The sequence below is a fragment of the Hyalangium gracile genome (assembly GCF_020103725.1).
GTDB lineage: Bacteria > Myxococcota > Myxococcia > Myxococcales > Myxococcaceae > Hyalangium > Hyalangium gracile.
Genome location: NZ_JAHXBG010000001.1, coordinates 39,453 through 66,105, shown reverse-complemented (window position 1 = coordinate 66,105; position 26,653 = coordinate 39,453). Strand labels below are relative to the sequence as shown.

The window sequence follows — 26,653 nt, the reverse complement described above, 5'->3', positions numbered from 1 at the left end:
GCAGGGAGAGGAGCCCGTCGGGAGTCCTCCTCTCCCCGCCCGCTTCGGTCACCGACCGCCGGAGCCGTCCAGGTAGTCCCAGGTCCGGTTGTCGGTCTCCGAGTCGCTGCCCAGCATGTTCAGGGGGTGATCCGGGTTGTAGTAGTACGTCTTCTCCAGCTCGCGCTCCCAGACGAAGAGCTGGTGGGCCGAGTAGAGCTGCTGGTTGAGGTTCATCGCGTAGAGGCTCGAGCCCTGCGGCGCGGCGGCGCGAGCCGGCAGGTTCAGCAGCACCTGATCCGGCCGCGGGCGCTCACCGGCTGGCGGCACGTAGGTGCCCCGGATCTTCACCATGTAGCGCCGCCACCGCGGCAGCTGGAGCACCCGCTCCAGGTCGTCGTTCACCGCCTCGTAGGTGACGTTGGTGCCCGGCTTGATCTGCCGGTGGTGGTCCTCGCGGGAGACCTCGTCGGCGTAGAAGTCGCGCAGCGCCCTCAGCGTCCACCCCTCGCCGCGGGCGCGGAGGATCGTCCGGCGCCAGCCCAGCCCGTGCAGCGCCCACTCGTGGGACAGCGTCTGCGCCATCCCCGCCGGGTGCCACGTGGACTGGCCGCTCAGCACCAGGCGCAGGTGCAGCCGCACGTGCCGGCGCAGGTCGAACCCCGGCAGCTCCCTCGACAGGGTCCGCAGGGGCAGCCAGCGTCCGCCCGGCGTGGTGGTGTCCGAGGGGTCCCTCACCTCGACCCGGCAGAACCCGTCGACCCCCTCGTCGTCCTGGCGCCGCAGCTCCATCACCAGCGGGATGTAGTCGTCCGCGTCCCTGTCGCAGAAGGGCGCGATCACCTCGCGCTGGAACACCTCCGAGCCCTCGATGATCTGGAACAGGGGTGGGATCAGCGTCCGCGCCGCGGCATAGCCCTCGATGGGCGGCCACTCGTTGGCGGAGGCGCCCGAGTCCTCCACGGAGCCTCCGCTCGAGGGCTGGGTGCCGCCCGTGGGCTGCGCGCCTCCCGAGGAGGAGCCTCCGCCCGTGCCGCCGGAGCCGCGGGGATCGCCGTTGCGGACGGCCACCTCGTCCTCGCCGACGCTCACCTCCATCCCCGGAGCGCCGCGCACCGCGTCGATGGTCTCCATCAGGTCCATCTGCTGCAGCGGCGTCTCCCGCTTGGAGGGCGCGGAGGAGCCGCCGAGCTGGGACTCCAGCAGCCGCTCCTTCCACTCCTGGTTCTTCTCCGGGTACCTGCTCGGGGGGAAGGCCTTGTCGATCTGCTCGCCCAGGTTGGCGGCGTTGCGGCTGGTCTGGGCCGCCAGCGCCAGCTTCGTGGCCATGTCCGCGTAGGACTTCGCGGCCTCCTGGTTGGACGTCATCGCCGCCAGGGCGTTCTTCTGGTTCTGGTCCAGGCCGGTGAGGTTGGCGAAGGGGCTGGCCTGGCCGAGCGCCGCGAGGATGGCGCCCGCGCCCGTTGGATCCGGAGCCGCCGGAGCGTTCTGGATGCTGACGATGGGCTGCGACATGGCGGTGGGCTTCGTGTCCTGCGGCGCCTGGTAGCGGCTGTCGGTGCCCACCGGGTTGATGGCGGTGGGCTCGTCCCCCGCGGACTGCTCCCAGCGCCAGAAGCGCGTGTCGTCGATGCGCTCGCAGGCGTTGCAGGCCCCGCGCACGGCCTCGGCGAAGACGCCCGGGGTGGGCACGCTCAGGCGGAAGGCGACCTTCTGGCCGCCCTCGCGCTCGGCCTCCGTCTGGTAGTGCTCCAGCAGGGACGCGAAGGCGATGGCGCCGCTGCCGCTGTCCTCCGCCCGGCCCAGCTCGTAGGTGGGGTCCAGGTTGAAGCCCCGCGCCACCGGGAAGATGAGGCAGTTGCCCGCCACGCCCAGCAGGCGGTTCTCCACCAGCGACGCCAGCGAGCGCCCCAGCACTCCACGCCGCGCATAGACGGTGTTGAACTCGTCATGGGCCAGGTGGATGCGGTCCAGCATCATGTACCGCCGGTGCGCGGTGATGCCGTGGCACCAGATGACGTGGTGGTAGTACTCCAGGTTCTCCCCGTTCAGGTGCTCCCTGAGCTGCTGGGCCAGCCGCTGGTCCTCCTGCCAGGGGTTGCGCTGCTCCTCCGGGGTCAGCGGCGTGGGCAGGAAGATCTGATCGGCGAAGGCGATGTCGTTGCGGATGGTGCGGTTGTTGAGCAGCACGCCGGTGTGGTGGCGCGTCCGGTAGCGCAGCGTGCCGCGCTCCACCACCGCGAAGCTGCCCGACAGGCTCAGGCTGGGGGACAGCAGCCGCAGGCCGACGATCTGGCTGCGCCGCAGGTCCGTGGGCGTCCCCGAGAAGCCCTGGCGGCTCACCCCCGCCGCCAGCGCCTTGGTGTCCTGCAGGCGCGTGGAGCGCACCGACACCGTGAGCAGCCGCCCCGGCGCGTAGTCCGTCAGCAGCGTGCAGTCCAGCTTGAGGTCCCTCACCGCCGTCCCGTCCGCGAGGATGGCCTCGATGCGCAGCTGCTCCACGAAGTTGCGGGCCATGGCGGGCGCGTGCTTCTCCTGGAAGACGCGATCCTTCTCCTGCGCCGTCAGCCCGTGCAGCCGGTTGCGGATGCCGTTGATGTCCAGGCCGCGGAAGACGGTGGACAGGGGGGCCCAGGTGGCGATGTCGAGCGAGCCGTCCTGCTGGTCGGCCGGGCGGTGCAGGTGCAACTGGAGCTGGAACTCGCCGAAGACATCCTCCACGGCCTCCTCGCAGAAGGGCAGGAACGTCACGCTCCCGTTGGCCTCGCGGCGCTGCGGGAAGTCCACCCCCTGGTAGCCGCGGGAGATGCGCTCGAGGGCCTCGAAGCCCTTGAGCAGCTCCTGGCCCTTGGGCGTCTCCGGGGCGTAGAGCAGGTGCTCGGCCAGGCACTCGCGCCAGCGGAGGGCCTTCGCGTCCGTGAAGCGGCTCATCATCAGCGGGACGAACAGGCACTCCTGCACATCCACCAGCTCCTGCTGGACGACGAAGTGCCGGAGGATCTCGAAGTACTGGATGGTCAGCGCGTGGCAGTGGTTGTGGTTGGCCACCACCTCCGTCTGCACGGAGAACGTCTCGCCCTGGCGGGCGCTGGTGACGACGGTGGCCCGCTGGCTGCGCACCGCGGAGGTGGCCTGCATGGTGGCGTCCCGCAGGCGGTTGTGCAGGGTGGACGTCATGTCGCGGGTGCTGTCCTGCCACGCCGACGAGGTGCCCGAGCCGCCGGAGATGTTGAAGCCGGTGGACAGGCCCAGGGACACCCCGTCCTTGCTCCCGCTGCCGGCCAGCCCCAGCCCGAAGGAGGAGCCCCGGGTGCGCGCCTTGCTGCCGCCCTTCATGGACTCGCTCATCGTGCCGCTGAGGATCTCGTCGATGTCGCGGTCCCGGGAGAGGCTGTGGCTGAGCTGCTCCTGGACGGAGGAGCTCTCCTCGCGCGAGGCCTCCTCGGTGCGGTTCCAGTCGTAGATGACGAGCTGCTTCTTCTGCCCGGGCGCCAGGGGCAGCGAGTAGAGCAGGTCTCCCATCGAGTAGCCGTCCGCCTTGAACGTCTGCTTGAAGTGGAGCACGTGGCCGTGGGCCAGGGTGACGGCCTGGTAGAGCTCGAAGCCGGTGGCGTCGTCGTCCCAGCGCAGGGGGTTCTTCGGCCCGAGCGTCTGCCGCAGGGTGCGGTGCAGGTGCTTCGCGTAGCCGGCCGTGTCCGCCGGGTTGCCGTTCCACTCCCACGGCGGGCTCTCGCCGATGGGGACGAGCTGGCCGCGCGGATCCGTGGTCCGGACGATGGCGTAGTGGCTGAACTCCTCCAGCGTCCGGTTGGGCACGGTGAAGTTGACGCACGCCCCGCCGATGTCCTGCGAGTAGCTGGACTCGCCGGAGACGAGCTCCTCGGTGCCCGGCAGGCGCGGCGTCGGCTCATGGCAGGCGCAGTCCTCGTCACCTCCCTCGGCGGTGGGCCGGGCCTCGATGACCAGCTGGGTGAAGGCGGGGAAGTGGCCATCGGCCTGGAGGAGCAGGGGGCACGGCTGGTCCGGGCGCGTGGCCGCCACCGCGTAGGCGCCGGTGAACGGCGCGTTGGGCACCACCGCCGAGAAGCTGCCGCCCGCCTGCGTGCTCACCGTCGTCAGGGGCACGTCCACGGGCTCGCCGTTGGCTCCCAGGTGCTGGCCGTAGAAGATGATCTGCTGGCTCTTCATGGCCTTGCCGGCGCGGTCCACCAGCCGGCCCTTCAGGACGCGGGTGCTCGCCGGGGCGCTGGGGCTCGCGGCGACGACGCGGGGCGTGAAGGGCTCCACCGTCACCTCGAGCGAGGGGAGCTTGAGCGCCTGCTTCAGCGTGAGCTGCTGCGGCGAGACGATGCGCGCGGGCAGGCCGTTCGGGGTGCGCACCACCAGGGTGAGGGGGCTCTCGGAGAAGCGGCCCGCGGCGACGAAGTCCACCTGGAAGCCGCCGTTGTGGCCCAGCACCAGCTGCCGGTGGATGGGGGTGGCCTTGTCATCCAGCGCGATGGTGTCCGGACAGGAGAGCTCCAGGATGTAGCCGGCGATGGACTCGCCGGCCCGGGTGCTGAGGACCGTGCCTCGGAGCGTGCACAGCTGCAGCTCGTCCGCGATGGCCGCCGTGGCCGCCGTGGCCGCCGTGGCCGCCGTGGCGCTGCTCACGGGTTGGATCGTCCCGCTCGAGGACGGGCCCTTCACCGCGTCCGTCACTGTGAAGACGGGCGCCTCCGCCAACACCACTCCCGCCCTGCTCGCGTGGGTGGGCGCGAGCACTTCCATCTTCTCGACGGCGGCGGGTGGCGGCAGCTCGAGGACGACGCTCCGGGCCTCCTCGAGGGGCTTGCTCTCCGCGATCAACACCGCGTCCAGCGAGGGCTTGTCGGGGAAGCTCCGCTGCGCGACGACGGCTCCCTCCAGCCGGGCGAACAGGGTGAGGGGATAGGGGAGCTTCGAGGAGGTGAGCCCCTTGAACAGGAAGTCCCCCTGGGGGCTCGTCACCTCGCCGGTGAAGAGGGGGGCTTCGAGCTTCTGTCCCAGCAAGAGCTCGAGGGAGGAGAAATCCGTGCCGTGGGGGCCGCGCAACTGTCCGTGGAGTTTCATGCACGGGCAGTATGTTCAGTGATCAACAGAAGCAAAGAACCCATCGGATCGGCGAGACGTGGGCTCGTGCGTGTGACCCAGGTAGGCAGGCGTGCAGCGGTGCCTCCAGCCGCTGTCAGACGGAGGCTTCGAGCGCGGGCAGCGCCTGGCGGCTCTTGGAGAGCGCCATGCCGATGTTTACCGACGCACGGCAGACGAAGCAGACGGCCTGCGACGGGTTCTTCTTCCCGCGCATGAAGATGTGCAGGAGGTTCTCGCTCATCACGAAGATCTCCTGGAAGTAGTGCCGGCCATCCTCCTGCTGCCCGCGCGAGCGCCGGAACAGCTTCTCGATGGTCGAGACGCTCGGGCCCTGGAACAGGTCGGCCGTCGCGGCGGCCACCAGGTCCAGCACCTCGGCGGGGTGGGAGTCCACGGTCTTGGAGCCCAGCAGCATCCCGGTGCTCATGTCGACGTAGCCGACCGCGACACACTCCGGGACCTGGGTCTGGGCCGTAACCAACGCTTTCTCGAGAGACATCGTGTGCCTGCGCTTTCTATGTGTGGCGTGAGGTGGGGTGGTGAGGAGGGAGCTGTGGCCGCGGAGACCCTCGCCATGCGTCCGTGGCCCTGCTTCAAGAGGTAGAGGCGTTCGAGTGCGGCTACGCTGTGGTCGGGGTCACAGCCGCTCCTCGCACTCGAACTCCTCGCGAAAGTCATCGGGAGAGATGCCGTGCTCCTGCAGCGGCTTGCGCAGCCGGTAGCGCGTGACGCGGGCGCTGGAGAGCACGTAGGAGCGGATGACGTGCAGCCGCTCGACGCGGCGGGTGGCGCTGGCGAGGTGCTCGGCGTTGGCCGTCACCCGGCGCCGGGCCATCGCGCGGAAGAAGACGGGCACCCGCTGCAGCAGGGACTTGAGCAGCTCCTCGGCCTCCGGCTCCCACGTGAGCTCCGTCGGGAGGGCGGGGACCACCCCGCGCTCGTCCTCGCTCAGCTCGCGCCAGACGATGAGGGCGTTGCCGTCCGCGTCCGCTACCTGCGCCAGGAACTCACCCTCCATCCGCATGGGCGCGTACAGCTCCCGGGCCCCCGCGTCCGTCAGGGCTCGGGCTACCACCTCCACGTCCCCCACCGACAGCCGCAGCGTGACGGGGTGCTCCACCTGGCGCGTCTCCACCAGGCGCAGCAGGCAGGAGCTTCCATCCAGGTCCACGAAGCCCGGCCCGCGCCGGCGCTCGGAGAAGCCGAGCCCTCCGCCGTACAGCCGCAGCGCCGCCTCCAGGTTCGTCACCGGCACGTCCACGTGGCTGAGGCCGAAGATCATGGCTGGCCTCCTTCCCCGCGCTCCGAGCGCTTGGCCGGCGCCACGAAGAGCTCCTCGACCAGGCTCCTGAGCGTCAGGTGGCAGCGGGCCAGGACGCTTCCCACGTTGGTGGCGCCGTCGAACATCATCCACAGGTAGACCGAGGGGTGCGCCTCGCAGCGGCTCAGCACGTGGACGGTGTCCTCGGCCACCAGCAGCACCTCGCGAGGCAGCGCGCCGGACGGCTCGGCCCGAGCGCTCAGCACCTCCATGAGCCAGCCGGTGATGCTGCCCAGCTCGGGCTCCAGCGCTGGCATGAGGGAGCGCTGTCCGCAGACATGCCGGGCATCCATGTCCAGCAGCGCGCCCGCGAGCGCGCCCGGGGGCAGCAGCGCCGCCAGCCGCTTGCCCACGCTGGCGTGGTCCGCCTCCGCGTGCTCCAAGGCACAGCACCTGGGCGAGGCCAGCGGCACCACCGGGGCGGGCTCCTCCAGGAGGACGCTTGCGAGCTCCGCCGGCACCTCGTGGGGCTCCAGCAGCTCCGCCAGCGTGAAGCCCACGCCCGCGGAGTAGGTGCGCGCCAGCGGTACGAAGATGGCCTGGAGCTCGTGCTGCAGCTCCGTGAGGGCGCTCAGGTGATGGGCGTTGTGCAGGCGCAGGCACTGCCACAGCTGCTTCTGCTCGATGAGCCCCCAGGTCAGCAGCGTCTCGGCGAGGTGCTGCCGCGTGCGCTGGGACTCCTGCAGCGCGGCGTCCAGGTCCTCGGCGGTGATGGCCGAGTTCGCCAGCAGCGTGTCCCGTGCGCGCGACCGGGCCCGTGAGCAGTTCACCCAGGCGATGCTCCCCTTGTGGAGATAGATGTGTCCGATCTCCTCTCCCGCGCGGACGACGACCTCTCCCCCGTCCGCGTGCGCGAGCCCCTCGCTCAGGGCCTGCATCACGCGGGGTGCCAGCAAGCCCTTGTGCGTCGGCTGCACGCTCGCTCCGTCGCGAGGCACCACCGTCAGATGGAGTCTGGTGCGAGGCGAGGAGTCCTCTCGAGGCTCGAGTCCCGTCACAGCCTGAAGCGACACATGGACCTCCAATCGTTCGCACTCTCACGCCAGTGCACGATCCAGAGCCTTAGCAACCGGGATGCCGGACCTTGCTTGTCTTTCAAACCTGCGGAATGTCTGTGTCTGGGAGCTTCCCGAACGTCCGCAGTGCGCGCCCGTGGTGTGCAGCGAGACTTTTTGCCTCACTGAGCCGGTCCGCCCGGATTCCACCAAGGATTTCCGCGAGATGGGCTCGCGAGCGCGATGCGTGCGGGGCAATGTGTAGCGTTCTGCCTCAGCAGGCTTCGCCCACGCTGGCGCCAATGACAGGCGATCAGCTCCGGACGGGGCTGTCCTGGAGTGTATGGGTCCAGGTATGGCTCAGGCCTTCAGCCACGACTCGAACTCGGTGATGAACCGGAGCTGATCCTCGGACTGCACCCAGCGCGGGTTGATGCCGCGAGCCTGCTCGAGCGCTTCGCGGGCCGCGTGCCCCTTCCAGACCAGGTAGGCCACCAGCATGGTGCCCGTGCGGCCGAGCCCCGCGCGGCAGTGCACCGCCACGGGCTGGCGTGCGGCCAGCCGTCGATCGACCTCCTGGCAGAACCGTCGGGCCTCCTCCAAGGAGGGCGCGCGCATGTCTGGGATGGGGAAGCGCAGGTAGTCGATGCCCAGCTCGGGGAGGACCTGGAAGTGCTGCTCCTCCTCGAGCCCCATGAGCACCTGGATGCCCACCCGGGTGAGCGCCTGGAGGTCCTCCTCCAGCGAGGACACGATGCCGGGACGGGGTGTGCCTCCCAGCAGGCCGGGCAGCAGCCAGCAGAAGCCTCGGGGACCGCGCGAGGCCGCCACCGTCGCGTCGCGGGCCTGCGGGGGCAGAGGGGGCGGCGGAGCCTCATCGGGAGAGAGGTCCGCGGGCTGCGCATCCGGGCTGGGGACCGAGCAGCTGCCGGTGTCCACGAAGCTGCGCGCGGCCCTGCTCCGAGGCGCCGAGAAGAAGTCGTGCGTGGGCGCCACTTCCTGGATGCGCCCGCCGGCCAGCAGGGCACACCACTGTCCCACGGCCCGGGCGTGGCCCTGGTGGTGCAGCGCCACCAGCACGGCGCGCTCCTGGCCCTGGAGCCGCAGCAGCTCCAGCACCGCCTGCGCATCCTGCTCGGACAGGCCGGTGGTGGGCTCGTCCGCCATGAGCAGCGCTGGTGAGGCGCACAGCGCGCGGATGATCAGCAGCCGGCGCTGGACGCCCAGGGGCAGCTCCAGCACGCCGCGCTCCTGGGCCTGGGCGAGCTCCGGCAGACCGTGGCGGGTGAGCAGCTCGACGATGAACTCCCGCTGCTGCCCGGGCGTGAGCCGATCCCGGTGGGGGAGCGCCGAGATGACGTTCTCGCGCACGGTGGAGCCGAGCAGGCGGGCCTTCTGGAGGATGAGGAAGGGACGGTGGCTCGGGGACAGCGGCGCGCCCTGATAGGAGATGCTGCCCCACACCGCCAGCTCTGGCTGCATGTCATTGAGGCCCGCCACGGTGCGCAGCAGCGTGGACTTGCCCGCCCCGCCAGGCCCCAGGAGCACCCCGACGCCTCGCGCCGGCACCTCCAGGTCGACCTCCGCCAGCACCACCTTCAAGCCGAAGGACACGCCGAAGCGGCGCAGAGACAGCACCGTGTCGGCTCCGCTGCTCGCCTGCTCGTCGCGCGATTCCGCCATTGAGCTCCGTTCGTCACCAGCGTCTCAAGCCTGCTCGGGCCTGTCCACCATCGCCAGGTGCGGCGCAGGGAGCCCGAGGGAGCCCCCGGGCCGCTCAGAGGCTCAGGCCCTGCTCCACGGTGGAGAGCGCGAGGCGGGCTCGACCGAGGTTGGCGCGCTCCCGGTCCAGCACCACGGAGACGAACACCGAGGCCCGCGCCCGTGAGGGACGGATGAGGTAGTAGTACCGGCCCACGGTGATGAGGGTCTCGTCCAGCTCGCCCGCGAGCTTGGAGGAGTCCTGCTGGAACGCCTGGAGCGCCCGGCGCTGGGCCTGGAGCAGGGTAATCTGCGCGGCCGTCGCGGCTTGGGGATCTCCCGGCGGGGACGCGCCGTGCCTGGCGAGCAGCGTGGCGCTCTCTCCGTCCACGACACACGAGCGGATGTAGCCGTCCAGGCCCGACAGCCGCTCGAGAGAAGCCTTGAGCGTGCTCTTCATCGACTTCCTCCCGCGGGATCCTGCGAGGCCTGGGCGTGAGGCCCTGCTTCCTTCAACGTGAGTCGCGCCAGCCAGACGTTGCCGGCGGAGCGCTCCATCACCAGGTGGAAGAAGCCACCGTGAGTCCCTCGCGCCGCGAGGAAGAGGTGGTGGTGCTCGGCGGTGATGAGCATCTCCTCGAGCCGCTCCTCCTGCGTCGCCAGCTGCTCCGCGGCGGCGAGGGCCTCGCTGAACGCCCGGACGGCGGCATCCCGCTGCGGCCCGCTGGGCTCACCCTCTCGCGCGCCGCGCACGTGCAGCATCGACAGGCTCACGAAGCCCGCCATGCCGCTCACGCGAGGGAGCGCCTCCGCCAGCAGCGCCTCTGCCACGCGCGGCTCCACGCTCTCCGGCCTGGCCGGTGGTGGCTCCGAGCTCGCCACCTGCTCCACGGGGGGCGCCGCCACGGGGGCCTCGGTGAAGTCGGCCCACTCGTCCGGGGGAGCGCCGCCGGCCGTGAGCGAGGGAGCGCGCCGGGCCTCGTCGATGCGGCGCTGGGCCTCCATCAGGAGCCCGGTGGCGCTCTCGGCCAGCGTGCGCTTCGGAGGCGCGGCGTTGCGCTCCATCGCGAACTCGCCGCCCTCCCACGAGAGGATTTCATAGAAGGCGGCCTCGCCCTCGAGGGTGCCGGCCTCGGCGTGGACGACGGTGCCCCGGTCGAACCAGATGGCGCCGCGCTGGTCGCCGTGCCAGATGCGCAGGCCTCCGGTGGTGCTGGAGAAGCAGAAGAGCTGGACGAGGTCCGGCAGCGTGTCGAGCGACACGGCTCCCGAGAACCCCTCCTTGCGCTGGTGCTCCAGCAGCTCGTTGACGAGCGACGCCAGCCGCGCCAGCTCGAACGGCTTCTCCACGTAGGTCACCGAGCCCATCCGCTGCACGTCCATCCGCATCTGCTCGGTGGGGTAGGCGGTGGTGATGATGAAGGGCAGCCGCGCGTTCCGCTTGCGCGCGTGGATGAGCAGCTCGATGCCGGAGACCTCCGGCAGCCGCACGTCGCTGATGACCAGGTTGAAGTCCTCCTGGGAGATCAGCTCCATCGCCTTCCGGCCGTGGGTGCAGCCCTGGATCTCCACGCCGGGCATGGTGCGCACCAGACGGTTCTGGAGGCTCCAGAGGATGTCCTCTTCATCGTCGACGATGAGGATTCGGGACTTCATGGCGGGCCCTCCGTGGCGACAGGCAGGTCGACCGTGAACACCGTGCGCTGCCCAGGCACCGACTGGAACCTCAGGTGTCCCTGGTTCTGCTCGACGAGCTTGAGGGCGATGGACAGCCCCAGCCCGGTGCCCTGCGGCTTGGTGGTGAAGAAGGGAGAGAAGAGCTGCGTCCGCAGGGAGGCGGGGATGCCCGGCCCATCGTCCTCGACCTCGAACAGGACGCGAGCGGGCGGCTCGCCCGTGGTGCTCACCCGCAGGCCCACCCACCCGGAGCTCCCCGCGGCCTCCAGCGCATTGGTCAGCAGGATGCCGAGCACCTGGACGATGGGCCCCTCCTCGCAGAGCACCGCTGGCAGGTCGTCGCGCACCTCGAGCACCAGCGGGTGGCTCCGGGCGCGCAGCAGGCGGGGATCCAGCGCGTCCCGAGCGGCGTGGACGAGCGCGGCCGGCGCGTGCCTTGCCCTGCGGGCCTGTCCGCGACGGGAGAACTGGAGCGAGGTGTTGACCAGGTTCTCCATCCGGCGGACGAGGCGCTCCATGCGGACCATGTGCTCGTGGAAGGGAGCCTCGGGGCTGCTGCCGTGGAGCACGTCCTCCAACAGGCTCTTGAGCGCGGCCAGCGGGTTGCGCACCTCATGGGCGAGCCCCGCCATCAACTGGCCCATCATCATGAGGCGCTCGGCCTGGCGCGCCTCGGCCTCCACGCGTCGGTAGTCCGTGAGGCTGCGGAACATGCAGACGTACCCGCCCGGCGGGTAGAGGTGGGCGGGGAGCGAGAGCAAGGAGACCCCGATGGACTGGGGCTCGGTGCCACCCTGGGGCGTCAGCTTCACGTCGAAGCGCATCTCGCTGCTGCCGAGCTCCAGCGCGGACTGGCCAGGCACTCCCCAGGGAAAGGGCAGCAGCTCTCGCAGCGGAGTGCCGATCAGCGAGCGCTCATCCCGGCCCAGGAGCTTCATGGCCGCCGCGTTGGCGTAGACGACCCGCTCTTCCGCGTCGGCCGCGAGCAGACAGCTCGGGATGGCCCTCAGGATGAGGGTTTCCCATGAGGGGGCGTGTGGGGCAGGAGTCGTAGCGGCGATTGGGGACTCCTTTCTGGGGAGGAGTGGGGCCAGGACGAACTCGTTCAGCCGTATCAACTTATTGTCTCATCGATAAACCTCGTGAACACGTCTCGCCACGGTTTCAGGAGCGTGTCTGGGTATGCGCGCGGTGTGTCGGGTGGGGAGGGTCATGTCTCAGGATCCGAGAGCGGAAAAGGCCCGCGAAAAGTCCCCGGAATATCTGGCGCGGCCGGCGTAACAGGGGCGGACACGGCGGGCTGGACCGCTGGTCCTCACGCTGGAGCCAGACATGAAGGTGTCGTCTCGCGCGCCGCTGCTCGCGGTGGCCGCCGCTTGCTTTTTCCTCGGACAGTCCGCCGAGGCGTCGATCTCGGACGCCAACCGGTGGATCTCCCTGCCGGAGAGCATCTACGTCTACACCGCCTCGTCGCGAGATCAGGACGGCGACGGGCTCAAGGATGATCTCGAGCACCGGCTGGCGGACACGTGGCGCCCGTACTTCGTCTTCGACGAGGCGGAGAACAACGGCTCGAACACCTCGCAGCTGAGCCTCCAGAGCTGGGAGCCGCGAGTGCTCTTCCAGGTGCGGCCGGAGGGCTGCACCACGTGCTCCGGCGCGCGGCGGCTGCGCGTCAACTGGGCGTTCCTGTTCCGGATGGACGGAGGCTACCGCGCCTCGACCTGGTGCACCAATCACCACTCGGGGGACTCGCAGCGAGGCGTGTACGAGCTGGTCTCGTTCGACGGGGGCGTCAACTGGGCGCTGGACCGGATCGACATGTGGGGCTTCGGGTGGGCGTGGGCGAACGCGCCAGGGCTCTCGTACTCGGCGAGCTACAACAACATCGGTGGGGCCGGCTACGCGCGCCCGCTGCCCATGGTGTGGATGTCCGCCGGCAAGCATCACCAGTACTACAGCGGGAGCGCCTGCGAGAACGCGGGCGGCACCTGTGACGACGACTGTGGCGGCGGCGCGCAGCGCATCGCCAACCTCACGCCCTGGGGCTACTTCACCAACGTGGGCGAGCCGACGAGCCACCCGCTCTGGTCGGGCTACATCAACCAGCCGTTCACCAATGATCTCTGGCACATCGGCTACCCGAATGAATACACGTGGTGGGCGGCGTGGCAGCGCTCGGACTGTGGCCACATCTTCACCGGCGGCATGAACCCCGGCCCCAACAACACGGGCGCGTATCAGACCGGCGCCGGCAGCACCTGCACCACCCCGGTCTACGGGCTCTTCGACTGATCACCCGCACACGGGGAGAACGAACATGTCACGCACGTCGAAGCTGGGGTTGTTGGGGACCGCCGTGGTCCTGCTGATCGGCCTGGGGATTCTGCTCTCGGCCCCCGCCGAGTCCGCCGCGCCCGTGGAGGAGGCGGCCCGGGCCGCGCCTCCCGTCGCGCCTCCCGCGAAGTCCTCCTGCGCCATGCCGGAGCGTCCTCGGCTTGCCGCGGCGCCTCCCACCGCGGCCGAGCCCGCGCCGATTGCTCCCGAGTGGGCCGGCGCGGGAGCCATGCCCACCGAGAGCCCCCGGCAGGAGCAGGAGCTGCGGCCCATGCGCGTTCCCTACGCGCGGTTCGCGGAGCAGTTCGACACGTTCTTCCCGTACATGCACGACGCGCCGCCGAGCCCCGCCCACGCGCTGGAGTACCACCAGTACGCGGACGAGATGATGGCGCAGCTCCACCTGGGCGGCAGCCGCGACAACCTGGAGATGGCGCGGCTCATGCTGTTCGACCGGCTCGAGGCGCCCACGCGCAAGCTGGAGACGCAGGAGCAGATGGTGCGGCGCTTCCTCACGGGAGCGTTCGCGGAGGAGACGCCGGTGGCGGAGGTGCTGCGCTTCGTGCTGGAGAAGAGCGGCAACGCCGGGCCGCCGATGCGCGAGCGCTCGTGGGACATCGGCGACAAGCGGTTGACGGTGAGCGTGCCCGAGGTCTACGGCATGGTGGTGCTCACCGTCACCGCGCGCGGCTGAGTCCTCCAGGAGCGGGCTGTCGGTGGCGAGCGGTTACGCCGAGGGCTCCTGCGGCAGCTCGAGCGTGAAGGTGGCGCCCTGGCCGGGACCGGGGCTGCTGCAGGACAGCCGTCCCTTCATCTCCTCGGCGGCCAGCGCGCTGATGTGCAGGCCGAAGCCGTGGCCTTCCTTCTTGGTGGTGAAGCCCTGGGTGAACAGGCGCTCCAGATGCTCCGGGGAGATGCCCACCCCGTTGTCGGCCACCTCGATGCGCAGCGGGCTGTCCTCCGCCGGCCGCTTCACGCGGATGGTGAGGACGCGGTCCTCGCGCGGGCTGGCCACCAGGGCATCCCGCGCGTTGCTCAGCAGGTTGACGAGGATCTGCAGCAGCTTGTGACGATCCAGGGACACCATCGGCACCTGCGAGTAGTCGCGCTCGATGCGGATGCCCAGCCGCTCGAAGGAGACGGCGTGCAGGCGCAGCGCCTCGTCGATGAGCTGGGGCACGGCCACATCCTCCACCGCCCCGGCCGACCGCGCGTACTTCTGCTGCATGCTGACGATGGACTTGATGTGGTCCACGCTCTCGCTCAGCGCGTTGAGCTCCTTCAGGATGGACTCGCGCTCCTCCAGGAGCTGGTCGGACAGCGCCAGGAGGTAGCGCGGCAGCTTCCGGCCCTGCGGATCCTGGCTGAGGAAGGCGCCGAAGTCCGGGTCGTGCTCGCGCAAGAGCTGCATGGCCTTGGCCAGTCCCGAGACGCGGGACTGGCGGACGCGATCCGTTAGCAGCGCGGTGGAGATGTTGACGCTGTTGAGCGTGTTGCCCACGTTGTGGAGCACGCCCGTGGCGATCTCCGCCATGCCCGCCTGGCGGGAGACGTCCACGAGCGTGCGGTGCATCTCGCCCAGGCGCGCCTCGGCCTCCTTGCGCGAGGTGACGTCCCGGCTGAACAGGGTGAGGCCCACGGCGCGCCCGTCCTCGCCCGGGATGGGGCTGACGCTGACGTCCACCACCATGCGCCTGTCCCCCACGGTGAGCTCCTCCTCCACGCGCAGGCGCTGGCCCTGGAAGACCTGGGCCAGGCGGGGCCCCCACACCCCGCCCAGCTCCCCCATCGAGCCCGGCGAGAAGAGCGGTCGTCCCACCTCGAGCGTGGCGCCGAAGGTGTACTGGTAGGCATTCCTCGCGGACGCGTTGGCGGTGATGACGCGGCCCTGGGTGTCCACGGAGAGCACCACGTCATCGGTGTTCTCGATGAGGGCGCTGAGCTTGCTCTGGCTCTCGCGCAGTTCCTTCAGCGCCCGCTCCAGGGTGGACTGCGCCGCGTCCCTGGCCGCGCTGTGCAGCAGGCCCAGCCCCCAGGCCCCCACGAACGCGAGGCTGGCGAAGGTGTGCGCGAACCAGAGATCGGCCGGAGGGCTGGTGCCCGCCGCGGCCGCCTTGTGCGTGACATAGAGCGGGTAGCCGACGCCCAGGGTCGCACTCAGTAGCAGGGTGATGAGCAAGGTCTGCCGTGGCTTCAGCAGGTACACGGCGAGGGCGGGCAGCAACATGGCCGCCGCATGCGTGCCCCCGTAGGGGTTCTTGGAGTGGAACAGGCCCGTGACGAGCCCGCAGCCCAGCGTGAGCAGCAGCACCATCGCGGGAGCGGTGGGCTGGCGGCTGCGGCGCGCGAGGAGCAGCGTGCTCAGGTAGCCGACGCCGACGAAGAACCCCACGAACGGAGCGGCGTTCAGCCACAGGGCCCACGCCAGGTACGGCACATCGAACACCAGCAGGAAGAAGGCGGCGCCCACCATGATGCGGTGGCGCACGAGCTCCGCGGGCGAGCCCTCGCGCAGCGGCTGCGAGAGCATGGAGTCCAGCAGCCGCAGGAACCAGGAGCGAGGCTCGGGACGCGAGGGGGACCGCTCCCCGGGACCAGGGGACGGCGAGGCGGACGGGGGCATGTCGGGCGAGGAGGGGGGAGCCATGAGGGAGGTGCTCTCGAAGCCTGGAAGCCGTGACGCGGTGAAACACGTGTTTCATGATGACGCGCCGTTCGTCATTTTCTGCACGCCGGGCGATCCAATTTCCCGGGATTTCTTCAATACATCAGGACGCAGCTCTCGACCCTCGAGGGGGGCCCGTGCGGAACCTGATGACACTGCTGGTGGCAGCACTCGTACTCGCATCGTGCGAGTTCCCGTTGGGGACCGGGCTGACCGAGCCGGAGGCCGTGAAGACGCAGGCCCAGTCCCTCGCGGTGGGGAGCCGGCTGCGGAAGGCCGAGAAGGCGGTGCGAGGGCGATACATCGTCGTCCTGGAGGAGAAGGTCGTGGCCGGGGCGCAGGTGGCGGCATTCGCCAGGCAGCTCGCGGCGCCTCATGGGGCCACGGTGGACCGAGTGTACTCCCATGCCCTCCAGGGCTTTGCCGCGACGATGCCGGAGGCCGCCGCGCTGGCGCTGAGCAAGGACCCGCGTGTGCGCTACGTGGAGGAGGACTCCGAAGTCTCCGCTTTGGCCACACAGGAGTTCGTGTCCTGGGGGCTCGACCGCATCGACCAGCGGGCTCAGCCCCTGGACCGCCAGTACCACTACAGCCTCACTGGCAGTGGGGTTCACGTCTACGTCCTGGATGATGGCATCCGCACCACCCACCAGGACTTCGGGGGGCGGGCGCACGCCGAGTGGTCCATCTTCGGGGACGCCAACAATACGGGCAGCTGCAACAGCCATGGCACGCACGTGGCGGGGACGATCGGCGGCGCCGAGTACGGCGTGGCCAAGGGGGTGACGCTGCACTCCCTGCAGGTGCTCAACTGCCTGGGCGTGGGGCTCACCTCCTGGGTGGTGGCTGGCATCGACTGGGTCACCGCGCACCACCAGAAGCCGGCGGTGGCCAACCTGAGCCTGGGCGGCAGCTGGGAGGGAGCGGTGGGTGACGCGCTTGCCCGCTCCATCAACGCCGGCGTCTTCTACTCGATGGGCGCGGGCAACGATCACATGGACGTGTGCTACCGCCTGCCGACGGGGAAGCCCTTCGCGGTGATGGTCGGGGCGACCCAGAGCCACCTCGACTGGCCGGCCGACTTCTCCAACTACGGGCCCTGCGTGGACCTCTATGCGCCGGGCCAGGACATCGTCTCGGCCTTCGGGGGCAGCGACAACCAGTGGACCACCCTCAGCGGCACCTCGATGGCGAGCGCGCACGTGGCGGGTGTGGCGGCGCTCATCCTGGAGGAGCATCCGGACGCCTCGCCCGCGGAGGTCAAGGCGGAGCTCCTCCGGCGCGCCACGCAGGACAAGGTCGCCGCGCCCGGGAACACGACGCGCCGGCTCCTGTACACGGAAGGTTGCTCCGGGGCGGACCAGACGCCGCCGCAAGTCACCGTCACCGCCCCCACCTCCGGTGCGAACCTGAGCGGCACGGTGACGCTGGCCGCCACCGCGACGGACAACGCGCCGGGACTGACGGTGGAGTTCTTCCTCGACGGCCGCTCGCTCGGCTCGGATGCCACGGCGCCCTATGAGCTGGCCTGGGACAGCGCGACCGAGCCCAACGGCTCGGGGGTGCTCACCGCCCGGGCCTTCGATACGAACTGCAACTCGGAGGAGAGCGCGCCGGTGACGGTGACGGTCGCGAACACGGAGAACGCGACGTTCGATCCGGTGTGGGGCGTGCCTGCGTGCGCGGCCGTGGGCAACCGGTGTGACTCGATGCAGCTGCTGGAGGGACGGGGGAGCGTGGGGCCCGAGCCCCATCAGCCCAACACCCTGGGCGGCGCCTGCGAGGACGGGACGGCGGGCAGCTCGCGCTTCACCCCCTCCTTGGATCGGCTCGTCGTCTCGCGGGCCGACGGCACCGCGTTCATTCCCGGCAAGGAGGTGCAGGTCCAGGCCACGGTCTTCGCGAGCATGAACCACCAGCAGGAGACGCTGGAGCTCTACCTCGCGGCCGACCCCGGCAACCCCACCTGGACCCATGTCGACACCCTGACGCCGAGGGAGTTCGGGACCCAGGTGCTGTCGACCACGTACCTGCTGCCGGCGGGTGGGAGGCATGTCCTCCGCGGGGTGTACCGCTCGGGGGCGGGGAACGGCTCGGCCTGTGTTCCGGGCTCCCTCAACGATCATGACGACCTGCTCATCTCGGTGGGTCCGGAGGTGGCGGACCTCACCCCGCCGACCGTGTCGATCTCATCGGCGTCCCAGGGATATCCGCCGTCGAGCAACTACCTCATCGAGGTGGCGGCCAGCGACGACTTCGGCGTGCAGCGCGTGGAGGTGTACGACGGAGACACGCTGATCATCACCGACTACCACCCGTCCTACTCGGGAATCTGGAACAGCTGGACGGCTCCCAACGGCACCCACACGCTGACGGCTCGTGCGTATGACGCGGTGGGGCACGTCACGGTCTCGGCGCCTGTCCAGGTCGTCGTCGACAATGATCACGAGCCGCCGCAAGTGTCGCTCGACCAGCCGCTGGATGGAGCGATCGTGAACCAGTTCGTCTGGGTCACGGGCACTGCCAGCGACGACAGGGGCAGGGTGCGCGTCGACATCATCGTGGACAACACCCCGCTCTTCTCGCCCCAGTCCACCTCGCCGTTCAGCTACAGATGGAACAGCCGCACGGTGCCCAACGGAGTGCACACCTTCACCGTGAGGGCCACCGACGCGTCCAACAACGTCACGATCCGCACGGTGAGCGTGCTGGTGGACAACGATTACTTCCCTCCCCAGACCGCGATCACCACGCCCTCGGAAGGAGCGGCCTTGAACGGCACGGTCTCCCTCGAGGCGACCGCGAGCGACGACCGGGGCATCCAGCAGGTGGAGTTCTACGTGGACGGCGATCTCATCGAGGCCGACTCGACGGCGCCGTATGCCATCTCCTGGGATTCGGAGAGTGTGTTCAACGGCAGCCACACGCTGACCGTCATCGCCCAGGACGTGGGAGGCAACCGGACGACGAGCGCGCCCGTGACCGTGGAGACGAGCCACCCGGGCAACGCGCGGTTCGATCCGGTGTTGAAGGTGCCACGGTGCGACACGGTGCTGGCTCACTGTGACACCCGGACCCTCGTCAAGGGCAGGGCGCTGCTCGGCCCCGAGAGGAACAGCCCCAACACGCTGGATGGATGCGCCGACGGCCCCGCCGGGTCCTATCGCTACGACGAGTCCATCGAGCGGATCCGGATCATCCGAGAGGATGGCACGGCCCTGGCGGCCGGGAAGCGGGTCCGGATCGAGGTCGATGCGTGGGTCTTCAACGCCGCCTACAACACCCTCTACCTCTATGGCGCGACGAACGCGACCCAGCCCTCGTGGACGTTCATCACCAGCGTCAAGCCTCCGAGCGGGAGCGACCAGAAGCTCACGACGCTGTCGGCGGAGTACGTCCTGCCAGAGGGCGGCCTGCAGGCCGTGCGCGCGGTCTTCAAGCTCATTGGAGGGGAGGGAGCCTGCAACGAGGCGGCGAACAACCCGTACCCCGAGTACACCGACCGTGACGACGTGGTCTTCGCGGTCGGCCAGGAGACGGACTCCGTTCCACCGCAGGTGTCGATCACGGCTCCCAGCAGTGGGGCCACCGTGACGGGGACCGTCACGCTGACGGCTGCGGCGAGCGACAACTTCGGCGTGGTGTCCGTGGACTTCCATGAAGGAGCGACGCTGATCGGTACGGCGACCTCGGCTCCGTACAGCGTGAGCTGGGCCACCCGGAGCGGCCCGAACGGTCCCCGGACGCTGACAGCGCGAGTCCGCGACGCGGCCGGGCACGAGGTGCTCTCCGAGCCGGTGACGGTGACGGCGGACAACGATCTGATGGCGCCGGTGGTGACGCTCACGGCTCCCGCCGCAGGTGTGAGGGTGAGCGGGACGGTGACGCTCTCCGCGGAGGCCACGGACAATCTGGGGGTCACCCGCGTCGAGTTCTACAGCGGCACCCGGCTGCTCGGCTCCGATACCACCGCGCCCTTCAGCTACGCGTGGAGCACGACGAGCGAGCCGAAGGGCCAGCACCTCCTGAGCGCCAGGGCCTACGACGCCACCGGCAACGTGGGAACCTCGGCGCAGGTAGGGGTGACCGTCTCGGTGGACGCCACGCCTCCGTCCGTCTCGATCACCGCGCCGGGCAGCGGGGCCGTGCTGGGAGGGACTGCGACCATCTCGGCGAGCGCCAGCGATGCCTACGGGGTGAGCCAGGTCGAGCTGCTCGTGGATGGGACGCGGGTTGCCGCGGACACCTCCGCTCCCTACAGCTTCCAATGGGACACGAGGACGGCGACGAGCGGCGGCCACACGCTGACCGCGCGGGCCACGGACACCTACGGCAACATCGCCACCTCCGCGGGGGTGAACGTGACGGTCGACAACGCGGCCCCGACCGTGGCGCTCACCTCTCCGGCCAGCGGGGCGACGCTGAATGGCCAGGTCTCCCTCGAGGTGGACGTCACGGACGCGACGGGCGTGGCCCGGGTCGAGTTCCTCGTGGACGGAGTGGTGCTCGCCAGCGACACGACGGCGCCGTTCAGCGCGGTCTGGGACAGCGGCTCGTGGGCGAACGGGAGCCACACCCTGTCCGCGAAGGCCTATGACGGAGCCAACAACATGGGCACGAGCGCTTCGCTCACCGTGACCACGAGCCAGCCCGGGAGCGCCGTATACGACTCGGTGCTCTTCGCGCCGAAGTGCGCCACCGTGAACGCCGTCTGCGACACCGTGACGCTGGTGGCGGGCCGGCACACCTCGGAGCCCCACGGGACCAATACGATCCATTGGAGCTGCTCGGACGGTCCCGTCTCCGGCATGGAGGCGATCCACCGCATCAAGCTGTCGTCCGTCAGTGGAGGGCTCCTCGCCCAGGGGCAGCGCGTCCGGGTCGACGTCTACGCCTACATCCACGACACCGCCGCGGATGCGGTCGACCTGTTCTACACGGGGACTGCCACCCAGCCCTCATGGACGTACCTGACCACGTTCACGCCGAGCGCGAGCGGGGGCCAGGTCTTCTCGACGGAGTACGTGCTGCCCATGGGCTTCCTGCAGGCGGTTCGGGCTCAGATCCGCAGGGGCGCCGGCAACGGTACGGCCTGCAGCTCCGGCTCCTATGACGAGCGGGACGATCTCATCTTCGCGGTGGACTCGGACCCGGTGGTGGCGCTCACCGCGCCTTCCAGCAATACGAAGGCGAGGGGCGTGCTCTCGTTGACGGCGACGGCCTCGGATGACGTGGCGGTGTCGCACGTCGAGTTCTTCGCGGATGGACTGCTGATCGGCACCGACACCAGCGCGCCCTATGCCGTGAGCTGGGACAGCGCCTCGGTGGCGGACGGCATCCACACGCTCACCGCGAAGGCCTACGACGCGAGCGGCCGCGCTGGAACCTCGGCCGCGGTGGGGGTGACCATCGACAACACCCAGCCGGGCGTGGCGCTCAGCTCACCCGCGCAGGGAATGGCCATCCGAGGCAGTGCCACGCTCCAGGCCTCCGCCAGCGACGGCCTGGGCGTGACGAAGGTCGAGTTCTACGACGGCGTGACGTTGATCGGCACGTCCACCACGCCTCCATATTCGATGAACTGGAGCACGTGGGGCGTGACGGACGGAGCCCACATGCTCACGGTGAAGGCCTATGACATCGTCGGCAATGTCGGCACCTCCGCGGCGGTGGGGGTGACCATCGACAACACCCTGCCGACGACGGCCATCAGCGCTCCCTCGCAGAACGCCCGGGTGGGCGGGACGGTCCAGGTCAGCGCCACGGCCAGCGATACCGCTGGGGTGGTGAGGGTCGAGTTCTACGCGGACGGGGCGCTGGTCGGCACCGACACCAGCGCGCCCTACGCCGTGGGCTGGAACAGCGCCGGGGTGGCGGACGGTGCCCACTCGCTCACCGCGAAGGCCTACGACGGCGCCGGCAACGTGCGCACGTCCGCGGCGGTGGGGGTGACCGTCGACAACACCCTGCCCGATGCGGCACTCACTTCACCCTCGCAGGGAGCATTCCTCCGAAGCGGCGCCACGCTCGCGGCCACGGCCAGCGATTCCTCAGGGGTGACGAAGGTCGAGTTCTACGATGGGGCCACGCGGATCGGCACGTCCTCCTCCGCGCCCTACAGCTTGCTCTGGAATCAGGCGGGCGTAACGGACGGCGCCCACACGCTCACGGTGAAGGCCTACGACAGCGCGGGCAACGTCGTCACCTCCGCCGCGGTGGAGGTGACGGTGGACAACACCCTGCCGACGACGACCCTCGGCACTCCCGCGCAGAACGCTCGCGTGCGAGGGACTGTCCCGGTCAGCGCCACCGCCAGCGACAACCTCGGAGTGGAAAAGGTCGAGTTCTACGCGGGCTCGGCGCTGATCGGCACGGCCACCACGGCGCCGTATGCGGTGAGCTGGGACACGACGGCTCAGGCCGATGGCAGCGTGACGCTCACCTCTCGGGCCTATGATCTGGCAGGGAACTCCATCTGGTCCCTTGGCCGCACGGTGACGGTGGACAACACCGCGCCCACCGTGGCGATCACCTCTCCGGCGAACGGCTCATCGGCGTTCCTGAGCACCACCATCCAGGCGAGCGCCAGTGACAACGTCGGTGTCACCCAGGTGGTGTTCTACGACGGGGGCGCGGTCATCGGCACGGACACCACGGCGCCCTACAGCGTGAGCTGGGGCCTGCTGACCGTGCCGAAGGGATGGCACACGCTGACGGCCAAGGCCTATGACGCGGCGGGCAACGTCACGACGTCGGCGGCCATCTCCCTGAAGGTGAACTGAGCCGCCGGGCTACACCGCGATCTCGGCCGTACCGGGATCGCGGCGCATGGGCTGGGCCTTGCCGTAGGTGAGCGAGCGCCACAGCCACTCGGCGGGGCCGAGGCGGAAGCGTGACAGCCACAGGTGGCTCACCAGCACCTGGACGGTGAAGATCCCCAGGCAGAGCCCCACGCACAGCGCGGGCCGGGCCTTGCCGATGAGCCCCAGCCCGTAGCCATAGAAGATGAGGACGCTGATCACGCTCTGGGACAGGTAGTTCGTCATCGCCATGCGGCCAGCCGGCGCGAGCACCGAGAGCACGCGCCGCCAGAAGGCGCGCTGGAAGAGCAGGGCGAAGGCCGCCGCGTAGACAGCCGCCAGGCCCAGCTCGCCCAGCGTCCGCACCGGACTCATGACGTGGGGCAGCCAGGGCAGGGAGGCGGGGGACAACACCTTGCGGCTCACGAGCTGGGTCACCAGGATGCTGGCGCCGTTGCCAATCGCCCCCGCCACGAATCCCCAGAGGAGCAGCTTGCGGAAGAAGGGCCGGTGCTGGACCACGTCGTGGAAGACCCTGTGGCGGCCCGCCAGCAGGCCCAGGAGGAACCTGCCGAGGATGGGCAGCAGGAAGAGCAGGTGCAGCTTGAGGAACTCCCGCACGTAGCCGACGGCGCCGACTCGCACCGCATCGAGGTAGCTGCCATGGGTGAACGCCTCCAGCACCTGGGCCTTGGTGGCGGCGGAGCGCTCCGAGGCCTCCTTGGCGGCGGCGGCCAGGGCCTCCGCCGAGCCGCGCGGCTCCAGCAGCTGCGGGACGAGTCCGGTGACGACAGGCGCCAGGAAGATGAAGACGCAGGCCCACAGGAGCAGCGTCTTGTCGGAGCGGCTCCGGAACAGGAGGAGCCCGAAGCCCATGAGGGCGTAGGAGGTGAGGATGTCACCGAACCAGATGAGGAACATGTGGCCGAGGCCAATGGCCACGAGGATGCCCAGGCGGCGGGCATAGAGCGGGACGATGGACGTGCCGCGCTGCTCGGCTCGACCCATCTGCACGGCGAAGCCCAGGCCGAAGAGGAACGAGAAGAGGGTGATGAACTTCCCGAACACCAGGAACATCGTCGCGAAGCGCGCCACGCCGTCCAGGACGGACGCCTCGCGGTTGAGCGCCTCGATCTGGGGGCGCGACATGAACGCGAGCCCGCTGAACCACATGTAGACGTTGGAGATGAAGACGCCGCTGAGCGCGAACCCTCGCAGCGCGTCGAGGAGGACCAGACGCTCGCCGCTGTCCAGCGGTTGAGCGGGGGCGGCCGGCACGGAGTCAGCGGGAAGGGAGACGCTCATGGGCTTGGGAGGGGTTCAACGGTCGGCGAGCTCCAGGAGCTTCTTGACGGTGTTCCAGTTGCGGGCCGTCGGGGTGACTCCCAGGCGGAGCCCGCTGAGCAGGGTGGCCAGCTTGGACCTCGCCATGCCGTTTGGGAATCGGGCGTAGATCTCCCGCCCGGTCCAGCGGAACTCGTCCGGCAGGTACGCCGCCGCGTCGATCTGCTGGATCCGCTTCGCATCCGGGACGTCGGACAGGAACGTCACGGTGAACTGAGTGGGCGCGTCGTCCGCGCCCGGGAGCGGGTTGGCGTCGATCACCGCGGCCAGCTCATCCCGCGTCCGGAGGATGATGGAGACCTCGAAGCCGAACCCCTCGACGATGCCGGCCTCGATCTGCTTGATGAGCTTCGCCGGGCTCTTCTCCTTGCTCGTGAAGACGGCATTGCCGCTCTGAAGGAGGGTGGCCACGTCGGTGTAGCCGAGCCCCTCCAGCACCTTGCGGAGCTGCGCCATCGAGACCTTCTTGTTGCCACCTACGTTGATGCCGCGCAGCAGGGCGATGTACCGGGTCATGGCCGTGCGTCCTAGCACACGGCCGGCCCGCGACCTGCCGCTTCATCCGCGAGGAGGGCCGGCCGTAGTAGAAGAGGAGTACCTCGACCATGCCCCGCCACCACGACTTCCAGAGCTTCCCTCGCTCCAGCCCACGACAGTCGCTGTGGATGGTGGCAGCGGTGCTGGTGCTGCTCGGCGTGTCCTGGACCGCCAGCGCTCAGGCACCCGCTCCGGATGCGGGCCCGGACGATTTCTTCCACCGCGAGGACGCGGCGGGCCCGCCTGTCTGCAAGGGAGGGTGGTGCGCGCGCGTCGTCAGCTCCTGCTGCATGAGCGGCCACGCCAGCTATTGGGTCATCCTGCGTGATCCCCAGGGGAAGATCACCGGGCCAGGCGAAGGGACCATCGGCTCACCGCCCTACTTCGTGCTGGATGAGCGCGGGCGATTCAAGCAGGAGATGGGTGTCATGGTCTGGGAGTCCCCATCGGAGCAGGAGGAGCCCGAACCTCGCACCTCGGATGCGCCCCAGCGGACGCTGAGGGCGGCGATCGCGGCGTGCAAGAAAGCCGGCCCAGCCTGCGCCAGCCAGTTCGTCACCGCGAAGGGCACCTGCAACCGGCGCGGCTGCCTGGTGAGCGTCCAGAGCCAGGATGAGGAGGCCTCCTGTTTCATGTGGCAGGCCCGGGGCTCCGAGAAGATGGAGCTGCTCGCGCTGTATCCGCAGCCCTTCGGCTACTACGGACCGACAGCCTATCTCTCGGAGAAGTCCGTCGACGTCGGAGGGTCGGAATGCAAGAACGGGTGCTCCGGGGATATCGGATTGGGGGCTCACGCGCTGCTGCTCGATCGGCTCCGACGGACCTCGGAGCCTGGCGAGATTCCCGAGAGCGCCGCCTCCTGGAAGGACACGCGTCAGATCACCCCCGTGGATGCATCACGGCTCCGGCAGGTGACCTATGGCATCTTCTCCTGGGATGGCCCCCTGGACGCGGCGGCGCGCTGGCAGCTGGCGCTGACGGCCGAGCACCTTCAGGTGATCACCACCGTGGTCGACGACACGCTGGAGCTCCAGGCCTGCGCGGATGGCAAGCGGGCCGCCGTGAGCTGCGATCACCTCGAGCTCCTTGCCGAGGATGGACCGGCCCGGGGGACGATGCTCTCGGTGCTCCTGTTGCCCAAGGGGGCCGCGCGCGTGGAGCGCTGGCGTGAGCCGGGCGGCAAGGATGTCCAGGAGCCCCTGGAAGCGGCTCGGTGCTCGTGGACACGCCCCACGGCGAGGCAGGCCCCCCGTGCGGCCAACGAGCTCCGGGTCCAGTGCGAGCTACCTCGGCAGGCGCTGTGGGGCACGGACTCCACCCGGAAGTTGACCCTCCGCTACTCCGACGCCGAGGACGGCCGGCAACAGTCACTGGTAGCGGCCACGCAGACCTTCCGGGCGTCCACCGAGTACCCGCCCTTGTTCGTTCCCAAGGTTGACGGCTGCACCTCGAAGCCATGATGGCGCCAGAGGACCAGGAGCGATGGGAGCGCATGCTGTCCCTGGACGCGCGCGGTCGCCGGAAGGAGGCCCTCCAGGTTGCCGAGGAGCTCGCCGCATCCCTTCGCCAGTACCCGGAGGAGTGGAAGGAGCAGTGGGTCGTGTCGGTCTGCGAGGAGCTCATCGACAGGAACCCCGTGCCACGCGAGCTCGGCATTCCGCAGATGCGCTACCCGCTGCTGCGCGACCTCATCTATCCGGTCCTGCTGCGGAGGTACGCCCGCCGCGATGCGGACGCCGCCCGGTGGTTCGCATGGCTGATGAGGCGCTACAGCAACGCGGGCCGGCTCTGGGAACAGCTACCTCCGGACGCGCAGACCTCCTTCGCCATGTTGAGGAGGGCGGCGGAGTGGAGTCCAGACGACGTCCGGGTCACCGTGCCCCTCGTGGAGCACCTCACGGCGTGGTTCCACCACGCCATGCACGAGCTACCCATGGGCGTCCTGTACGGAATGAACGGGGCGAGTGTCGAGCAGTGCGGCGAGATGCTCGAAGAGCTGGAGCGCCTGGAGGGATTGATTCGCCGCCTGGGGTGGGAGGACCGGTATGCTCGGATGCTCGAGTATTGGAGACGCCAGGTGCGGTGCTACGCCGCCTACCTGTCGCAGGGAGAGATCCGACCCTACGAGGCCTGGCTCGAGCTGCACTTTCCGGACTGGCGGCTCCGAGGATGAGCGGGGAATGAA

The 26,653-nt window shown here is 69.7% G+C and carries 16 protein-coding genes; 5 read left to right on the top strand and 11 right to left on the bottom strand.

Going from position 1 to position 26,653, the window contains the following annotated elements; translation table 11 throughout:
• Positions 1-48 precede the first annotated feature (48 nt).
• From KY572_RS00280 to KY572_RS00245, 8 genes are all read right to left on the bottom strand, one after another.
• Positions 49-5,070 (bottom strand): hypothetical protein, encoded by a 5,022-nt coding sequence (locus tag KY572_RS00280; RefSeq protein WP_224240105.1) that lies wholly within the window; start codon positions 5,068-5,070, stop codon positions 49-51.
• A 115-nt stretch (positions 5,071-5,185) separates the two neighbouring features.
• A complete protein-coding gene (locus KY572_RS00275; protein WP_224240104.1) occupies positions 5,186-5,590 on the bottom strand; it encodes a hypothetical protein in 405 nt (134 codons plus the stop codon).
• Between the two features lie 138 nt (positions 5,591-5,728).
• Positions 5,729-6,373, bottom strand: coding sequence for a DUF2621 family protein (locus KY572_RS00270; RefSeq protein ID WP_224240103.1), 645 nt, complete (start codon positions 6,371-6,373; stop codon positions 5,729-5,731).
• Positions 6,370-7,329, bottom strand: a complete 960-nt coding sequence (locus KY572_RS00265; RefSeq protein WP_224240102.1) for a hypothetical protein — start codon at positions 7,327-7,329, stop codon at positions 6,370-6,372. The genes KY572_RS00270 and KY572_RS00265 overlap by 4 nt, the downstream gene beginning before the upstream one ends.
• 438 nt (positions 7,330-7,767) lie before the next feature.
• Positions 7,768-9,090, bottom strand: a complete 1,323-nt coding sequence (locus KY572_RS00260) for a phosphatase domain-containing putative toxin (RefSeq protein ID WP_224240101.1) — start codon at positions 9,088-9,090, stop codon at positions 7,768-7,770.
• Positions 9,091-9,184: 94 nt separating this feature from the next.
• Positions 9,185-9,568, bottom strand: coding sequence for a hypothetical protein (locus KY572_RS00255; protein ID WP_224240100.1), 384 nt, complete (start codon positions 9,566-9,568; stop codon positions 9,185-9,187).
• A complete protein-coding gene (locus KY572_RS00250; RefSeq protein WP_224240099.1) occupies positions 9,565-10,764 on the bottom strand; it encodes a response regulator in 1,200 nt (399 codons plus the stop codon). Before KY572_RS00250 ends, KY572_RS00255 begins: the two co-directional genes overlap by 4 nt.
• Complete coding sequence (locus KY572_RS00245) at positions 10,761-11,903, bottom strand: two-component system sensor histidine kinase NtrB (RefSeq protein WP_224240098.1); 1,143 nt, start codon at positions 11,901-11,903, stop codon at positions 10,761-10,763. Before KY572_RS00245 ends, KY572_RS00250 begins: the two co-directional genes overlap by 4 nt.
• Before the next feature lie 214 nt (positions 11,904-12,117).
• On the opposite strand from KY572_RS00245, the gene KY572_RS00240 reads away from it, so the two are divergent.
• Both KY572_RS00240 and KY572_RS00235 read left to right on the top strand, forming a co-directional pair.
• Entirely contained in the window at positions 12,118-13,080 is a 963-nt protein-coding gene (locus KY572_RS00240) for a hypothetical protein (protein ID WP_224240097.1), read from the top strand.
• Positions 13,081-13,105: 25 nt separating this feature from the next.
• On the top strand, positions 13,106-13,816 hold the full coding sequence (locus KY572_RS00235; RefSeq protein ID WP_224240096.1) for a hypothetical protein: 711 nt from the start codon (positions 13,106-13,108) through the stop codon (positions 13,814-13,816).
• Positions 13,817-13,849: 33 nt separating this feature from the next.
• Here the strand turns inward: KY572_RS00235 and KY572_RS00230 are convergent, their stop codons facing one another.
• Entirely contained in the window at positions 13,850-15,769 is a 1,920-nt protein-coding gene (locus KY572_RS00230; RefSeq protein ID WP_224240095.1) for a two-component system sensor histidine kinase NtrB, read from the bottom strand.
• Between the two features lie 155 nt (positions 15,770-15,924).
• Between KY572_RS00230 and KY572_RS00225 the strand changes: the two genes are divergently transcribed.
• Complete coding sequence (locus KY572_RS00225; protein ID WP_224240094.1) at positions 15,925-22,569, top strand: Ig-like domain-containing protein; 6,645 nt, start codon at positions 15,925-15,927, stop codon at positions 22,567-22,569.
• 9 nt (positions 22,570-22,578) lie between these two features.
• Here KY572_RS00225 and KY572_RS00220 read toward each other — a convergent pair whose 3' ends face one another.
• Together KY572_RS00220 and KY572_RS00215 are read right to left on the bottom strand one after the other, a co-directional pair.
• Positions 22,579-23,892, bottom strand: a complete 1,314-nt coding sequence (locus tag KY572_RS00220) for a DUF418 domain-containing protein (RefSeq protein ID WP_224240093.1) — start codon at positions 23,890-23,892, stop codon at positions 22,579-22,581.
• A gap of 15 nt (positions 23,893-23,907) precedes the next feature.
• Entirely contained in the window at positions 23,908-24,447 is a 540-nt protein-coding gene (locus KY572_RS00215) for a DUF1697 domain-containing protein (RefSeq protein WP_224240092.1), read from the bottom strand.
• An 89-nt stretch (positions 24,448-24,536) separates the two neighbouring features.
• Between KY572_RS00215 and KY572_RS00210 the strand changes: the two genes are divergently transcribed.
• Together KY572_RS00210 and KY572_RS00205 are read left to right on the top strand one after the other, a co-directional pair.
• Complete coding sequence (locus KY572_RS00210; protein ID WP_224240091.1) at positions 24,537-25,928, top strand: DOMON domain-containing protein; 1,392 nt, start codon at positions 24,537-24,539, stop codon at positions 25,926-25,928.
• Positions 25,929-25,960: 32 nt separating this feature from the next.
• The gene (locus KY572_RS00205; protein ID WP_224240090.1) at positions 25,961-26,641 is read left to right on the top strand and encodes a hypothetical protein; all 681 of its coding nucleotides are present in this window, start codon (positions 25,961-25,963) and stop codon (positions 26,639-26,641) included.
• The last annotated feature ends 12 nt before the right edge of the window (positions 26,642-26,653 follow it).